The 15,608-nt window shown below is 68.9% G+C and carries 17 protein-coding genes and 1 pseudogene; 14 read left to right on the top strand and 4 right to left on the bottom strand.

Annotation, left to right across the window (positions count from 1 at the left end):
* The 4 genes and pseudogenes from BN972_RS10200 to BN972_RS10215 form a co-directional block, all read left to right on the top strand.
* Positions 1–403: pseudogene (locus tag BN972_RS10200) on the top strand (glutamine synthetase); the annotation flags it as partial.
* 194 nt (positions 404–597) lie between these two features.
* Positions 598–1,647: a biotin synthase BioB gene (bioB, locus tag BN972_RS10205; protein WP_036355876.1), complete on the top strand. Its 1,050-nt coding sequence runs from the start codon at positions 598–600 to the stop codon at positions 1,645–1,647.
* Positions 1,648–1,650: 3 nt separating this feature from the next.
* Positions 1,651–1,887, top strand: a complete 237-nt coding sequence (gene bsaP, locus BN972_RS10210; protein WP_172831216.1) for a biotin synthase auxiliary protein BsaP — start codon at positions 1,651–1,653, stop codon at positions 1,885–1,887.
* Between the two features lie 143 nt (positions 1,888–2,030).
* Positions 2,031–2,612 (top strand): DUF2567 domain-containing protein, encoded by a 582-nt coding sequence (locus BN972_RS10215; RefSeq protein WP_235192431.1) that lies wholly within the window; start codon positions 2,031–2,033, stop codon positions 2,610–2,612.
* Here BN972_RS10215 and BN972_RS10220 read toward each other — a convergent pair.
* Positions 2,609–3,949 (bottom strand): lipase family protein, encoded by a 1,341-nt coding sequence (locus tag BN972_RS10220; protein WP_036355879.1) that lies wholly within the window; start codon positions 3,947–3,949, stop codon positions 2,609–2,611. The genes BN972_RS10215 and BN972_RS10220 overlap by 4 nt on opposite strands.
* A gap of 180 nt (positions 3,950–4,129) precedes the next feature.
* Positions 4,130–4,843: an NUDIX hydrolase gene (locus BN972_RS10225; protein ID WP_036355882.1), complete on the bottom strand. Its 714-nt coding sequence runs from the start codon at positions 4,841–4,843 to the stop codon at positions 4,130–4,132.
* 48 nt (positions 4,844–4,891) lie between these two features.
* Here BN972_RS10225 and nadA point away from each other — a divergent pair, with 48 nt between their 5' ends.
* From nadA to nadC, 3 genes are read left to right on the top strand one after another with little or no spacing between them, the layout of a single operon-like run.
* Positions 4,892–5,941: a quinolinate synthase NadA gene (gene nadA / locus BN972_RS10230; RefSeq protein ID WP_036355885.1), complete on the top strand. Its 1,050-nt coding sequence runs from the start codon at positions 4,892–4,894 to the stop codon at positions 5,939–5,941.
* The gene (locus tag BN972_RS10235; RefSeq protein ID WP_036355887.1) at positions 5,938–7,518 is read left to right on the top strand and encodes an L-aspartate oxidase; all 1,581 of its coding nucleotides are present in this window, start codon (positions 5,938–5,940) and stop codon (positions 7,516–7,518) included. Before nadA ends, BN972_RS10235 begins: the two co-directional genes overlap by 4 nt.
* Positions 7,518–8,375, top strand: a complete 858-nt coding sequence (gene nadC / locus BN972_RS10240; RefSeq protein WP_036355891.1) for a carboxylating nicotinate-nucleotide diphosphorylase — start codon at positions 7,518–7,520, stop codon at positions 8,373–8,375. The genes BN972_RS10235 and nadC overlap by 1 nt, the downstream gene beginning before the upstream one ends.
* Here nadC and BN972_RS10245 read toward each other — a convergent pair whose 3' ends face one another.
* Entirely contained in the window at positions 8,376–8,942 is a 567-nt protein-coding gene (locus BN972_RS10245; RefSeq protein ID WP_036357240.1) for a TetR/AcrR family transcriptional regulator, read from the bottom strand.
* A gap of 49 nt (positions 8,943–8,991) precedes the next feature.
* Between BN972_RS10245 and BN972_RS10250 the strand changes: the two genes are divergently transcribed.
* Positions 8,992–10,017, top strand: coding sequence for an alcohol dehydrogenase catalytic domain-containing protein (locus BN972_RS10250; protein ID WP_036355894.1), 1,026 nt, complete (start codon positions 8,992–8,994; stop codon positions 10,015–10,017).
* 11 nt (positions 10,018–10,028) lie between these two features.
* Here BN972_RS10250 and BN972_RS10255 read toward each other — a convergent pair whose 3' ends face one another.
* Positions 10,029–10,442: a nitroreductase family deazaflavin-dependent oxidoreductase gene (locus BN972_RS10255; protein WP_036355897.1), complete on the bottom strand. Its 414-nt coding sequence runs from the start codon at positions 10,440–10,442 to the stop codon at positions 10,029–10,031.
* Between the two features lie 119 nt (positions 10,443–10,561).
* On the opposite strand from BN972_RS10255, the gene hisD reads away from it, so the two are divergent.
* The 6 genes from hisD to BN972_RS10285 all read left to right on the top strand — a co-directional run.
* Complete coding sequence (gene hisD, locus BN972_RS10260) at positions 10,562–11,878, top strand: histidinol dehydrogenase (RefSeq protein WP_099051069.1); 1,317 nt, start codon at positions 10,562–10,564, stop codon at positions 11,876–11,878.
* Positions 11,875–13,014: a histidinol-phosphate transaminase gene (locus tag BN972_RS10265; protein WP_036355903.1), complete on the top strand. Its 1,140-nt coding sequence runs from the start codon at positions 11,875–11,877 to the stop codon at positions 13,012–13,014. Before hisD ends, BN972_RS10265 begins: the two co-directional genes overlap by 4 nt.
* 7 nt (positions 13,015–13,021) lie before the next feature.
* Complete coding sequence (gene hisB / locus BN972_RS10270; protein WP_036355907.1) at positions 13,022–13,648, top strand: imidazoleglycerol-phosphate dehydratase HisB; 627 nt, start codon at positions 13,022–13,024, stop codon at positions 13,646–13,648.
* Positions 13,645–14,265 carry an imidazole glycerol phosphate synthase subunit HisH gene (gene hisH, locus BN972_RS10275; RefSeq protein ID WP_036355910.1) on the top strand — a complete coding sequence of 207 codons (621 nt, stop codon included), beginning with the start codon at positions 13,645–13,647 and terminating at the stop codon, positions 14,263–14,265. Before hisB ends, hisH begins: the two co-directional genes overlap by 4 nt.
* Before the next feature lie 2 nt (positions 14,266–14,267).
* Positions 14,268–15,002 carry a bifunctional 1-(5-phosphoribosyl)-5-((5-phosphoribosylamino)methylideneamino)imidazole-4-carboxamide isomerase/phosphoribosylanthranilate isomerase PriA gene (gene priA, locus BN972_RS10280; protein ID WP_036355913.1) on the top strand — a complete coding sequence of 245 codons (735 nt, stop codon included), beginning with the start codon at positions 14,268–14,270 and terminating at the stop codon, positions 15,000–15,002.
* A gap of 7 nt (positions 15,003–15,009) precedes the next feature.
* Positions 15,010–15,608, top strand: a 599-nt coding sequence (locus BN972_RS10285) for an inositol monophosphatase family protein (RefSeq protein ID WP_036355916.1), incomplete at its 3' end; no start/stop codon positions are given.

A 15,608-nucleotide genomic window follows, 5' to 3' on the forward strand; every position in this document is an offset into this window, starting at 1 on the left:
CTTCAATGCCCAAGCCGTTCGGTCATGCACGCGGGCTCGGCGATGCACACCCACATGAGCCTGTTCGAAGGCGATGTCAACGCCTTCCACAACGATGACGACCCGCTGAAGCTCTCCGATGTCGGCAAGTCGTTCATCGCCGGAATCCTCGAACACGCGTCGGAGATCAGCGCCGTCACCAATCAGTGGGTGAACTCCTACAAGCGCCTGGTGCACGGCGGTGAAGCGCCGACGGCGGCCTCCTTGGGGGGCGGCCAACCGCTCGGCGCTGGTGCGGGTGCCGATGTATACGCCGCACAAGACCTCGTCGCGACGGGTGGAGGTGCGCAGCCCGGACTCGGCGTGCAACCCGTATCTGACCTTCGCGGTGCTGCTGGCCGCCGGACTGCGCGGCGTGGAGAAGGCATGCCCACGCCGGCTTCCAACCCGGCCGGATCGGGTGACGCCCCGAGGGCTCGACGGACGCCCGCGCGGCATCCGTCGTCGTCGGGACCGTTACCCTAACCTGAACGGTTTTCCACCCGAGCCGCCCTGAGGGCGCGGCCATTGAACATGGATCGCCCATGCGCGTGCGATCAAGAAGCAGGGGAGTACCCGGTGACCCAAGCGCCGACCAGACCGACCAGCGATGCCGGCCCGGATGGCACCAGCGGCGACGACATCCTTGTCGTTGCCCGCGAGCAGGTGCTCGAACGCGGTAAGGGACTGAGCAAGGACCAGGTGCTGCGGGTGCTGCAGCTGGCCGACGACCGGCTCGAGGAACTCCTTGCGCTGGCCCACGAGGTGCGGATGCGCTGGTGCGGGCCCGAAGTCGAGGTCGAGGGCATCATCAGCCTGAAGACCGGCGGATGCCCCGAGGACTGCCACTTCTGCTCCCAGTCGGGGCTGTTCCAGTCCCCGGTCCGCAGCGCATGGCTCGACATACCCAGCCTGGTCGAGGCCGCCAAGCAGACGGCGAAGTCCGGGGCCACCGAATTCTGCATCGTCGCCGCGGTTCGCGGGCCCGACGAACGGTTGCTTGCCCAAGTCGCGGCGGGCATCGAGGCCATCCGCAACGAGGTGGACATCCAGATCGCCTGCTCGCTGGGCATGCTGACGGCCGAGCAGGTGGACCGGCTGGCGGCCATGGGTGTGCATCGCTACAACCACAACCTGGAGACCGCGCGTTCGTTCTTCACCAACGTGGTCACCACCCACACCTGGGAAGAGCGCTGGCAGACCCTGTCGATGGTGCGCGACGCGGGCATGGAGGTGTGCTGCGGCGGGATTCTGGGCATGGGCGAGACGCTGGAGCAGCGGGCGGAATTCGCCGCCGACCTGGCCGAACTCGACCCCCACGAGGTTCCGCTGAACTTCCTCAACCCGCGTCCCGGCACCCCGTTCGGCGACCTGGAGGTGTTGCCGGCCAGCGAGGCGTTGAAGGCCGTCGCCGCCTTCCGACTGGCGTTGCCACGCACCATGCTGCGGTTCGCGGGCGGCCGCGAGATCACCCTGGGCGACCTCGGCGCCAAGCAGGGCATCCTGGGCGGAATCAACGCCGTGATCGTCGGCAATTATCTGACCACGCTCGGGCGTCCCGCCGACGCCGACCTCGAGCTCCTCGAGGATCTGCAGATGCCGATCAAGGCGCTCAATGCCAGCCTGTAACCGGTGCTGATCGTGGCTGGCGAGCTGGGCGGTCCGGTGGCGGCCGGCGTCTACAACGTCTACACCGGCGAGTTGGCCGGGTCTGCCACGCCGACGGCAGCCCAGCTCGGTCTGGAGCCGCCGCGCTTCTGCGCCGAATGCGGTCGCCGGATGACCGTGCAGGTACGTCCGGACGGGTGGTGGGCCCGCTGTTCCCGGCACGGCCAGGTGGACTCGGCGGACCTGGAGGCGCAGCGATGACCGAAGACGCCGTTTCCGAGGTGCCGCAACCCGAGGTACCGAACCCGGAGGGCACGCAACCTGAGCTGCCGCGCCCCGTGGGGCCGCAACCGGCGGGGCCGGAGGGGCCGCATACCTCCCGCAATCGCGCCAGCGGCGTGGTGATGCTGGTCCTGACGGCGTGCGGAGTGCTGGTGGGTGCCCTGTGGGCATGGATCGCGCCGCCGGTGCACGCCGTGGTCGCAATCAGCCGCAAAGGCGAGCGGGTGCACGAGTACCTGGGTAGCGAATCGCAGAACTTCTTCGTCGCGCCGTTCCTGCTGCTGAGCCTGCTCGGGGTGCTGGCCGTGGTGGCGGCCGTCGCCGTGTGGCAGTGGCGCGATCATCGGGGGCCTGAGATGGTCGGTGCGTTGACCGTGGGCCTGATCGGTGCGGCGGCCGCTGCGGCGGGCGTGGGGGCATTGCTGGTGCGGCTGCGCTACGGCGCGCTTGATTTCGACACGGTGCAGTTGTCCGGCGGCGACCATCAGCTGACCTACGTGCGGCAGGCGCCGCCGGTGTTCTTCGGCCACCTGCCGCTGCAGATCCTCGCGACGCTGCTGTCGCCGACCGCTGCCGCGTCGCTCGTCTACGCCCTGTGCGCCACCGGGACCGTCCGCGACGACTTGGGTGCCTATCCGCCGGTCAATCGGCCGGCGGCGGTGCTGCCGTCAGTGCCCCAGACGCCGGTGGCCGATCAGCACTAAAGCGGGCGGCGGTGGATCTTGCGGCCGGTGATCACCTTGGCCGCGATGATCCCGAGGCGCGCCATTCCGGCGTAGGTCACCGGGTTGAACATGGTGGGCCACTTGGTGCGGATCAGGTGATCGGTCAGTGGCCGGCCGGCGAAGCGGTCGATGAGCCAGCGCAGCGCCATCGGGGCGGACAGCGGATGCAGCAGCATGTGCTCGTTGAACGCGTCGCGGTGGTAGGTGACGCTGGCGCCGCCCGCTGAATACGAATCGGCCAGCACGTCGATGTCGTCGACAGAGATCAGGTAGTCGTGCACGGCCTGGATGATCAGCACCGGCGGCGTCGGCACCGCGACGCCAAGGGTTGTGCTGTCGAAGACGTGCGCCACCGCGGGGGTGGCCAGGATGTCCTCGAGGGGTTCGTCGAGGAAGGTGCCCATGTCCAGGCGTGCCATCTTGACCACGGCCTCGGCCGTCGTCATCTTCTCCAGGCTCAGCAGCAGCTCCCGGCCCGCGTCACTGGCGTGTTCCTTGATCATCCGGTCCAGGTCCGGGTAAGTGTGGGCCAGGGCGGCGACCACCAGAGCCGGCAACCCGGCGAGCAGGCTGCCGTTGAGCCGACGGAAGGTGTTCCCCAGGTTGCCGACCGGGGAGCCCAGCACCGCGCCGACGATGTCCAGCTCGGGCGCGTAGTCCCCACACAGTTCGGCGGCCCAGGCGCTGGCCAGCCCACCGCCCGAGTAGCCCCACAGGCCCACCGGCGCGTCGGGGGACAGGTTGAACCGCTCCGAGCTCAACGTGGCGCGGATGCCGTCGAGGATCCGGTACCCAGGTTCATAGGGTGCGCCCCACAGCCCGTTGAGTCCTTCATGGTCGGGCACCGAGACCGCCCAGCCCTCGGCGACCGCGGCCGAGATGAGCAGCAGCTCCAACTGCGCCAGGGACCCGATCGCCTTGGCGCGGCGGCGCAGCGCGTAGGAGGGAAAGCAGCGGGACGTGATGGCGTCGATCGCGCACTGGTAGGAGATCAGCGGGATGGGCTTGCCCGGCGCCTTCTCGGCGGGAACCAGCACCGTCGTGACCGTCGCCTCAGGGTTGCCGTGCATGTCCGTCGTCCGGTACAGCAACTGGGTTGCGATGATGCGCTGCGGGATCAGGCCCAGGAATGCCAGCTCGACGTCGCGGGAGCGCAATACGGTGCCGGGGGCGGCGTGCCGGAAGCCGGCCGGAGGCTGATAGAAGGGGTCGTCCTTGGGCAGCAGTGGGCGGACCTTCCGCTGCAGCTCCTCGTGCGGCGCCCGCCCGATCCACTCCGCGCCGGTTGCGCCTACTGCCTTGGCGAGCTCGACCATCAAGGCTCCTTTCGAGGCCTCGGCGTGCTCGCGCGCGTTCTTCCCCGATGGGATAGCGGCGCCGCCGGCCAGTCAGATTCCAGCACCAGCGCCTGCCAAGCGCCAGCAGTTTCTTAAACAGCTCTTAGACAATGTACAGGTGTTGGACGGCTCGTCGAAACCAACGCGCGGTGTTGCCCGTCACACGGCTGCGCCCGGCGGGCGCAGCGCGGCGAACTCGTCGGTGACCCGCAGGTGGGAGTCGGTGAACCGGTACATGGCCGCGGGGCGGCCACCGCTGCGCCCGGATTGGGCGATGGTGCCGGTCTGGGTGATGACTTTGCGACGGGCCAGCACGCGCTGCAGATTGGTCGCATCGACCTGGTATCCCAGCGCGGCGCCGTAGATGTCGCGCAGCGTCGACAGTGCGAATTCCTTTGGCGCCAAAGCAAATCCGATGTTGGTGTAGCTGAGCTTGGCGACCAGCCGGGCGTGCGCGTGGGTAACCATGGGGCCGTGGTCGAACGCCATCACCGGAAGCGAGTCCACCGGATGCCAGCGGGTGTCCGGGGGCAGCTCGGGTGTGGCGGGGGAGGGCACCAGCCCCAGGAAGGTGGAGGCGATCATTCGGGTGCCGGGCACCCGGTCGGGATCGGAGAACACCGCGAGTTGCTCCAGATGGGCCAGTTGGCGCACATCCACCTTTTCGGCGAGTTGGCGGCGAACTGAGCTGTTCATGTCCTCGTCGTTGCGCAGCCGCCCACCCGGCAGTGACCACGCGCCCTGCTGGGGATCGCGGGCGCGTTGCCATAACAGCACGTTGAGCTGCGGTTTGTCCTTCCGGGTGCCGCCGTTGACCGGCCGAACCTGGAACACAACCGCAAGCACCTCGTGGGCGGTGCTAGTATGGGGCATGTTTTCGATTATAAGTCGAAAACCTCCTGGGTGCGAAAGGAGTCACCAATGACGGTCCTGGCCCGCACGGTCACGTTCGCTGACGAGATGTCTTCCCGAATTATCGACTCGCAAACCGGTTACACCGGAGTCGAGGGAGACGCGAAGTGGGCAGCCGAGATTCGCCGTCTGGCCGAGCTTCGGGGTGCCACCGTCCTGGCGCACAACTACCAGTTGCCCGCAATCCAGGACGTTGCCGACCACGTCGGGGATTCGCTGGCCCTGTCCAGGATCGCCGCCGAGGCACCCGAGGACACCATCGTGTTCTGCGGCGTGCACTTCATGGCCGAAACGGCCAAGATCCTCAGCCCGGATAAGACCGTGCTGATTCCGGACCAGCGGGCCGGCTGTTCACTGGCCGACTCGATCACGCCCGACGAACTGCGCGCGTGGAAGTCCGATCACCCCGGCGCCGTTGTCGTCTCGTATGTCAACACCACCGCCGAGGTCAAGGCGCTCACCGACATCTGCTGCACGTCGTCGAACGCCGTCGACGTGGTCGCCTCGATCGACCCCGATCGCGAGGTGCTGTTCTGCCCCGATCAGTTCCTCGGTGCCCACGTGCGGCGGGAGACCGGTCGCACCAACCTGCACGTATGGGCCGGTGAGTGCCACGTGCATGCCGGGATCAACGGCGACGAACTCACCGAGCAGGCCCGCTCCAACCCGGACGCGGAGCTGTTCGTCCATCCCGAATGTGGTTGTGCCACTTCGGCGTTGTACTTGGCGGGGGAGGGTGCCTTCCCCGCGGAGCGGGTCAAGATTCTGTCCACTGGCGGGATGCTGGACGCCGCGCACGAGACGCGCGCCCGCAAGGTGCTGGTGGCCACCGAGGTTGGCATGCTGCACCAGTTGCGCCGGGCGGCCCCGGAAGTCGACTTCCAGGCGGTCAATGACCGCGCGTCGTGCCGGTACATGAAAATGATCACCCCGGCGGCCCTGCTCCGATGCCTCGTGGAAGGTGCCGACGAGGTGCATGTCGCCCCCGACGTCGCTGCGGCGGGCCGGCGCAGCGTGCAGCGAATGATCGAGATCGGACAGCCGGGCGGTGGCGAATGACGATGGCCCCGCTGTGGCGCGACGGCGCTGATGTCGTGGTGATCGGTATGGGCGTCGCCGGACTGGCGGCCGCGCTGGCGGCCCACCGTGCGGGCAGTCGTGTCGTCGTGCTGAACAAGGCGGCCCAGACGCGGGGCGTCACGGCGACGCACTACGCCCAGGGCGGCATCGCGGTGGTGCTGCCCGACAATGACGACTCGATCGAAGCCCACGTCGCGGACACCTTGGCCGCGGGCGCGGGCTTGTGTGACACCGATGCGGTGTATTCAATCGTCGCCGACGGCTACCGCGCGGTCTGCGAATTGGTCGGTGAGGGAGCACAATTCGACGAAGTCGTGCCCGGGCGGTGGGATGTGACTCGGGAAGGCGGCCATTCGCGCCGGCGCGTCGTGCACGCGGGTGGGGATGCCACCGGCGCGGAGGTGCAGCGCACCCTCGATGAGGCCGGGCGGGTGCTGGACATCCGCAGCGGCCACGTTGTCCTGCGGGTGCTGCACGACGACACCGCGGTGACTGGCGTACTGGTGAACAGCGCGGACGGCGCCGGCATCATCAGCGCCCCCTCGGTGATCCTGGCCACCGGCGGACTGGGACACCTCTACGGCGCGACCACCAACCCGGACGGCTCCACCGGTGACGGCATCGCGCTGGCGCTATGGGCCGGCCTGGCGGTCAGCGATCTCGAGTTCATCCAGTTCCACCCGACCATGCTCTATTCCGTAGATGGCGGTGGCCGGCGACCGCTGATCACCGAGGCCCTCCGCGGCGAGGGTGCGATACTGCTTGACGGTCAAGGCAATTCGATCACCGCCGGGGTGCATCCTATGGGTGACCTGGCCCCCCGTGACGTCGTGGCGGCGGCCATCGACGCGAGGCTGAAGGCGACCGGCGACCGGTGCGCCTACCTCGACGCGCGAGGCATCCCCGGCCTCGAGGCGCGGTTCCCGACCGTCACGGCCGCGTGCCGCAACGCCGGTATCGACCCGGTAAGGCAGCCCATCCCGATCGTTCCCGGGGCGCACTACAGCTGCGGCGGCGTCGTGACCGACGTGTACGGCCAAACCGAGCTGCCAGGGCTCTACGCCGCGGGGGAGGTCGCGCGCACCGGAATGCACGGCGCCAACCGGCTCGCCTCCAACAGCCTGCTGGAAGGTTTGGTGGTCGGTGGACGCGCCGGCAAGGCTGCGGCCGCCCATGCTGTTTTGGCGGGGCGGCCAAGCGGGTTGGCGCGGCCCGACCTGCCCCGCCACACCGCGTTGCGGCGCAGCGACTTGCAGCAGGCCATGAGCCGCGACGCCTCGGTCGAGCGGAACGCCGCCGGGCTGCAGGGGCTGGCCGGATTGCTCAGTGCCGCACCGGTTCGCCCGGTGACAGACCGGCGCGACGTCGAAGACGTGGCGCTGACCCTGGCGGCGCGCGCGGTCACCGCCGCCGCCCTGGCCCGCACCGAGAGCCGGGGCTGCCACCACCGCGCCGATTACCCGTCGTCCGGGGCCGAGCCGGGGCGCAGCGCACTGATCCGGCTAGCCGCCGACGGCAACGCGGTGCAACTGGAAGCGCTGGCGGCGGTGGGCTGATGTTCCTCGGTGACGCCGAACGGGCCGACGCTCGCGAGACCATTCGGCGCGGACTCAACGAGGACCTGCGCTACGGGCCGGACGCCACCACGCTCGCGACGGTGTCGGCCGGCGCGGTGGCCACGGCGTCGATGGTGCCCAGGGAGTGCGGGGTGGTCGCCGGGGTCGAGGTCGCGTTGCTAGTGCTCGACGAGGTGATCGGCCGCGACGGCTACCAGGTGCTGGCCCGAGTCGAGGACGGGGCGCGGCTGAAGGCCGGTGAGCCGCTGCTGACTGTGCAGGCCGAAACGCGCGGCCTGTTGACCGCCGAACGGACCATGCTGAATCTGGTGTGCCATCTGTCCGGCATCGCCACGGTGACCGCCGCCTGGGTGGAAGCGGTGCAGGGCACCAAGGCAAAGGTCCGCGACACCCGCAAGACCCTGCCCGGCCTGCGCGCCCTGCAGAAGTACGCGGTTCGGGTGGGCGGTGGCGTCAATCACCGGCTCGGGCTCGGCGACGCCGCGCTGATCAAGGACAACCACGTCGCCGCGGCGGGATCGGTGGTGGAGGCGCTGCGCGCGGTGCGTGCCGCTGCCCCCAAGCTGTCCTGCGAGGTCGAGGTGGATTCCTTGGAGCAGCTGGACGAAGTGTTGGTGGAGAAGCCCGAGTTGATCTTGCTGGATAACTTCCCGGTTTGGCAGACGCAGATGGCCGTGCAGCGCCGGGATGCGCGCGCCCCGGGAGTGCTGCTGGAGTCCTCGGGCGGGCTCAGTCTTGAGACCGCCAAGACCTACGCCGGGACCGGGGTGGACTACCTGGCCGTGGGCGCATTGACCCACTCGGTTCGGGTCCTCGATATCGGCCTAGATATGTAACTAACCGGTCAGCAACGCGCGCGCCGCCGCCTTGGCGGCATGCAACGCGGCCGCCTCCCCGGTGGTGCGGGACAGGATCAGCGCGCCTTCGATCAGCGAAACCACCGCCAGCGCAGCCTGTTCCGCGCGCATCGGAGAGCAGCCGTCGGCCCCTAGCCGCTCCTCGATCGCCGCGCACCAGGACCGGAACGCCCGCGCCGAGGCGGCGCGCACCTCGGGGCTGGCATGGACCGCCTCCGTCGCCAGCGGTTCCACGGGACAGCCGTCGCGATGATCGTTGGCCAGCCCCGCCACCAGTACGTCGATCCAGCGATCGACGACGTCGGCCACCGGACGATCGCTGGCAAGCAACTGGCGCAGGAGTTGTTCGATGCCCGTTCCGACGTGGTCGACGACCGCGGCGGCCAACCCTTGCTTGCCCTGGGGGAAGTGGTGATACAGGGATCCGGGCTTGACGCCGGCCTCCTCGAGGATCTGGTTGAGTCCGGTCGCGGCATAGCCCTGGCGCCGGAACAGGGTGGCGGCGGTGTCGATCAGGGCTGCGCGGCTGCGATCGGGTCGAGGCACATTCCACACGATACTTGCTTTACTTGAGTGATTGCTCAACAATGCTGGGATGAGGCAATTACGACACACCGAACCCGGCCGCTACGAATGGCGCGAGGTGGTGGACCTGACGATTGAGAAGCCCGAGCAGGCCCTGGTCCGCCCGCTGGCGGTGGCGTGCTGCGACCTGGATGTGGCGGTCTCGCAGGGCAGGCTGCCGCTGCCGCCGGGATACGCCGTGGGTCACGAGGGCGTGGCCGAGGTGGTCGCGATCGGTGACGCTGTTACCAGCGTGCAGGTCGGCGACCGGGTGGTCGTGCCGTTCCAGATCAACTGCGGAACCTGCCGTGAGTGCCAGCGCGGGGTGACCGGCTCGTGCGCCTCGCTGCCGTTGCTGGCGATGTACGGCATGGGGCCGATCGCCGGGCTGGACGGCGGCGGATTCATGTCGGATTTCGTGTCGGTGCCCTACGCCGACGCGATGTTGATACCGGTGCCCGACGGGATCGACCCGGTGGCCATCGCGTCCCTGTCGGACAACATCCCGGACGGCTGGCGCACGGTTGCGCCGTTCGCGGACGAGTTGGCCGCCCTGGATGCCGTCGACCGTCGGGTGCTGGTCGTCGGCCGGCTGTCAATCGGGTTGTACGCCACCGCCTTTGCGGCCGCGCTCGGTGCGCAGGTCGACTATGTCGACACCGACGCCCAGCGCTTGGCGGCGGCCGAGAAGCTCGGCGCGACGGTGTACGACCGGCCCAAGCCGGCCAAGGAGTGGGATCCGTATCCGGTAACGGTGAACACCTCGGCCGATCCGGCACTGCTGGCCGCGGCGTTGCGGGCCACGTGGCCCGACGGTGTGTGCACCGACACCGGGATCTACTACCAGCCGGTCGACTTAGGTTTGCTGCCGCTGTACACCCGCGGTGTGAGGTTTGTCACCGGCCGGGTGAACGCCCGCGCCGCCATCCCGCCGGTGCTGGATTTGCTGGCCGCGGGCGCGGACCTGTCGCCGGTCCTCGACCGCGTGGTCCCATGGGAGGACGCGCCGTCGGTGTGGCCGGCGATGACCGGCAAGACCGTCTACACCAGGGTCTGATCGCCCGCCTGTCAGGCGATGTCGGCGACGAAGATCGCCATCCGGCGCAGCTGCACTCGCGCCAGGAAGGGCAGCCCGTCCGCGCTGGAGCCGGCCTCCAGGATCCGTGGGTTGGTGATGTGCACTGTACGGCGGGTGTAGTTGACATCGGCCTCCCCGGCGGCCAGCACGTTCTTCACCCAGTCCGTCTTGCCGTGACCCAGCGCGATCGCGAGCAGGTTGCCTTTGCGGAAGGTGGACACGATCGTCTGGTACTGCTTTGCGGACTTGCGCCCGCGATGGGAAATGGTGGCGGTGCCGGGCAGGTAACGCACGATCGGTTTGAGCGCCGGGTTGAGGTATTTGACTTGCAGGTTCTCGAACCACACTGGGTAGACCATCGGAACGCCCGGTGCATTGTTGGGGTGCTGATCCTTTGCCGACATGGCGGCTCAACCCTTTCTCCGGCGATTTTCTGGCTTGCGCTGTTCAAACGGCAGACTACCGGTCGGATAACGACTTGAGCTGCTCTGGGACAATGGCTTATATGACCACATCGACCGCGCTGCCGGCCCGTTTGGATTTGCGGGGCCAGGAGTTGACGGCTGCGCGGCTGCGGACGGCGTTGCCGCGGGGCGGCGTCGACGTGGAGTCGGTGTTGCCGACGGTGCGACCGATCGTGGCGGCCGTCGCCGAGCACGGAGTCGCGGCGGCGCTGGAATACGGCGCGAAGTTCGACGGGGTCCGGCCCTCGGCGGTGCTGGTGCCACGGGCCGCGATGGACGCCGCGCTGAGCGGCCTCGACGGCGACATCCGCGACGCGCTGCAGGTGATGATCGAGCGAACCCGGGCCGTGCACGCTGACCAGCGCCGCAGTGACACCACCACCACGCTCGGACCCGGCGCTACGGTCACCGAACGCTGGCTACCGGTCGAACGCGTCGGCCTTTACGTGCCGGGCGGAAACGCGGTCTACCCGTCCAGCGTGGTCATGAACGTGGTGCCTGCCCAGGTAGCCGGTGTCGGCTCGCTGGTAGTGGCCAGCCCGCCGCAGGCCGACTTCGGCGGGCTACCGCACCCGACGATCCTGGCCGCGGCCGCGCTGCTCGGAGTCGACGAGGTCTGGGCGGTCGGCGGGGCGCAGGCCGTGGCGCTGCTGGCCTATGGCGGCACCGACACCGGCGGCGCGACGCTGGCGCCGGTCGACATGATCACCGGGCCCGGCAACATCTACGTCACCGCTGCCAAACGGCTCTGCCGCTCGATGGTCGGCATCGATGCCGAAGCCGGGCCCACCGAGATCGCCATCCTCGCCGACGACACCGCCGATCCCGCGCACGTGGCCGCCGATCTGATCAGCCAAGCCGAACACGACGAGATGGCCGCCAGCGTCCTGGTCACCCCGAGCGTCGCGCTGGCCGAGGCCACCGAGGCCGAACTGGCCGCCCAACTGCAGACGACGGTGCACCGCGACCGGGTGAGCGCCGCGCTGTCCGGTCCGCAGTCCAAGATCATCCTGGTTGACGATCTCGATGCCGGCGTGCAGGTGGTCAACGCCTACGCCGCCGAGCACCTGGAGATCCAGACCGCCGACGCGTCGCAGGTCGCCGCCCGGATCCGCGCCGCCGGAGCCATTTTCGTCGGCCGCTACGCGCCGGTCAGCCTCGGTGACTACTGCGCCGGCTCCAACCACGTGCTGCCCACCGCCGGTAGCGCTCGCTACTCCAGCGGCCTGTCGGTGCAGACGTTCCTGCGCGGCATCCACGTCATCGACTACACCGAGGCCGCCCTCAAGGACGTCTCCGGTCACGTCGTCGCGCTGGCGCAGGCCGAAGACCTGCCGTCGCACGGCGAGGCGGTACGCCGGAGGTTCGAGCGGTGAGCACCGTCAAACCTAGCCTCGACGACCTGCCGCTGCGCGATGACCTGCGGGGAAAAACCCCATACGGCGCACCGCAATTGGACGTGCCGGTGCGGCTGAACACCAACGAGAACCCGCACCCGCCGACCCAGGCGCTGGTCGACGACGTGGTGCGGTCGGTGCGCGACGCCGCGGCGGATCTGCACCGGTACCCCGACCGCGACGCGGTGGCCCTGCGCACCGACCTCGCCGCCTACCTGACCGTGCAGACCGGCGTTCGGATCGGGGTCGAAAGCGTCTGGGCAGCAAACGGTTCCAACGAGATTCTGCAACAACTGCTGCAGGCGTTCGGCGGTCCCGGACGCAGCGCGATCGGTTTCGTGCCGTCCTACTCGATGCACCCGATCATCTCCGACGCCACCCGCACCGAGTGGCTGGAAACGGTTCGCGCCGAGGACTTCAGCCTTGACATCGAGCGGGCGGTGGCCGCTGTCGTCGAGCGCAGACCCGATGTGGTGTTCATCGCCAGCCCGAATAACCCGTCCGGACAGAGTGTTTCGCTCGACGACCTGCGCAAGCTGCTGGACGTGGTACCGGGCATCCTGATCGTGGACGAGGCGTACGGCGAATTCTCCTCGCAGCCCAGCGCTGTGACGCTGGTCGAGGAGTACCCGACCAAGCTGATCGTCACCCGCACCATGAGCAAGGCGTTCGCGTTCGCCGGCGGCCGGTTGGGCTACCTGATCGCTACCCCCGCGCTCGTCGATGCCATGCTGCTGGTGCGGCTGCCCTACCACCTGTCGTCGGTCACCCAGGCCGCCGCGCGGGCGGCGCTGCGGCACGCCGACGACACGCTCGGGAGCGTCGCGACCCTGATCGCCGAACGGGAACGGGTGTCGACAGCGTTGCGGGGCATGGGCTTTCGGGTGATTCCGAGCGACGCGAACTTCGTGTTGTTCGGCGAGTTCGCCGACGCGCCTGCCGCCTGGCGACATTACCTGGACACCGGCGTGCTGATCCGCGACGTCGGCATCCCGGGTTATCTGCGTGCCACCACCGGACTGGCCGAGGAAAACGACGCCTTTCTGCGGGCGAGCGCACAGATCGCGGTCACGGAACTGGCCAGCCCCACTCCGATACCAGCCCCACTCCGTTAGGACCACCATGACCACCACCGACACCCGCACGCGCTGGGCGCGCATCGAACGCCGCACCCGCGAATCCGACATCGTCATCGAACTCGACCTGGACGGCACCGGGCAGGTCGACATCGACACCGGCGTCCCGTTCTACGACCACATGCTGACGGCGCTCGGCAGCCACGCCAGCTTCGACCTGATGGTGCGCACCAAGGGTGACGTCGAAATCGAAGCTCACCACACCGTCGAGGACACCGCGATCGCGCTGGGCCAGGCCCTCGCGCAGGCGCTCGGTGACAAGAAGGGCATTCGGCGGTTCGGCGACGCGTTCATTCCGATGGACGAGACACTGGCACACGCCGCAGTGGACGTTTCGGGCCGGCCCTACTGTGTGCACAGCGGGGAACCGGATCACTTGCAGCACACCACGATCGCGGGCAGTTCGGTGCCTTACCACACCGTGATCAACCGGCACGTGTTCGAATCGCTGGCCATGAACGCCCGCATCGCGCTGCACGTGCGCGTCCTCTACGGGCGCGACCCGCATCACATCACCGAAGCGCAGTACAAGGCCGTCGCCCGCGCGCTGCGCCAGGCAGTCGAGCCCGATCCGCGCGTTTCGGGTGTGCCATCCACCAAAGGTGTTCTGTGAGTAGTAAATCCGTCGTGGTGCTGGACTACGGCTCAGGCAATCTGCGGTCGGCGCAGCGCGCGCTGGAGCGCGTCGGCGCCGACGTCGAGGTCACCGCGGACGCCGACGCGGCACTGGCGGCCGATGGACTGGTAGTGCCCGGGGTCGGCGCGTTCGAGGCGTGCATGACCGGGCTGCGCAAGATCGGCGGCGAACGGATCATCGCCGAGCGCGTCGCCTCCGGATGCCCGGTGCTGGGTGTCTGCGTGGGCATGCAGATCCTGTTCGCCCGCGGCGTCGAGTTCGGGGTCGAGACAACGGGTTGCGGCCAGTGGCCCGGCGCGGTGACCCTGCTGGACGCCCCGGTGATCCCGCACATGGGATGGAACGTGGTCAATCCCGCGTTGGACAGCGTGCTGTTCAACGGGGTGGACACCGACACCCGGTTCTACTTCGTACACTCCTACGCCGCGCAGCGGTGGGAAGGTTCTCCCGAGGCGATGTTGACGTGGGCGACACATCAAGTGCCGTTTCTGGCGGCGGTCGAGGACGGACCCCTGTCGGCGACCCAGTTCCACCCCGAGAAGAGCGGCGATGCCGGCGCGCTGATTCTGCGCAATTGGATCGAGGGGCTGTAGCGATGTCGCTGATCCTGTTGCCGGCCGTCGATGTCGTCGACGGTCGCGCCGTGCGCCTGGTGCAGGGCAAAGCCGGCAGTGAAACCGAGTACGGCTCGGCGCTGGATGCGGCGTTGGGCTGGCAGCGCGACGGAACCGACTGGATTCACCTGGTCGACTTGGACGCCGCGTTCGGGCGCGGGTCCAACCGCGAACTGCTCGCCGAGGTGGTGGGCAAGCTGGACGTGCAGGTCGAGCTGTCCGGGGGTATCCGCGACGACGATTCCCTGGCCGCGGCGCTGGCCACCGGGTGCGCGCGGGTCAATGTGGGTACGGCGGCGCTGGAAAACCCGCAGTGGTGTGCCCGGGCGATCGCGGAGCACGGCGACCGGGTCGCGGTGGGACTGGATGTGCAAATCGTCGACGGGCAGCACCGCCTTCGCGGCCGCGGCTGGGAGACCGACGGCGGTGACCTGTGGGAGGTGTTGGACCGCCTCGACGCCGAAGGGTGCTCGCGTTATGTGGTCACCGACGTCACCAAGGACGGGACCCTACAAGGCCCAAACCTGGATCTGCTGGCCCGGGTCGCCGAGCGCACCGACGCGCCGGTGATCGCCTCGGGCGGTGTGTCCAGCCTGGACGACCTGCGCGCCATCGCCACCCTGACCGACCGCGGCATCGAGGGAGCGATCGTCGGTAAGGCGCTGTATGCGGGGCGGTTCACGTTGCCGCAGGCACTGGACGCGGTGCGGGGGTAGCCGCGCAATGGATTTGGAGGCTTTGGTGGCCGAGGCGTCGGCCGTCCTGGACGACGCGGTCGAGCCGTTCCTGGCCGGGCACCGCGCCGAGTCGGCGGTGAGCAAGAAGGGCAACGACTTCGCCACCGAAGTCGACCTCGCCATCGAGCGCCAGGTGGTCGACGCGCTGGTCAAGTCCACCGGAATCGAAGTGCACGGCGAGGAGTTCGGCGGCGCGGACTTCGACTCGCCGTGGGTCTGGGTGCTCGACCCGGTCGACGGGACCTTCAACTACGCTGCCGGGTCCCCTCTGGCCGGGATTCTGCTGGGCCTGCTGCGCGACGGCGAGCCGGTGGCCGGGCTGACCTGGCTGCCGTTCATCGGTACGCGATACACCGCAGTGGTCGGGGGACCGCTGATGAAGGATGGCGAACCGCAGCCGGCTCTGGAGCCGGCCTCGTTGGCTGACGCGCTGATCGGCGCCGGTTCGTTCAGCGCGGACTCGCGCGGCCGGTTTCCCGGCCGCTACCGGGTGGCGGTGCTAGAGAACCTCAGCCGGCTGTCTTCGCGGTTCCGCATGCACGGGTCCACCGGCCTTGACTTGGCCTACGTCGCAGACGGAATCCT

Origin of the sequence: Mycobacterium asiaticum DSM 44297, assembly GCF_000613245.1 — a bacterium.
GTDB lineage: Bacteria > Actinomycetota > Actinomycetes > Mycobacteriales > Mycobacteriaceae > Mycobacterium > Mycobacterium asiaticum.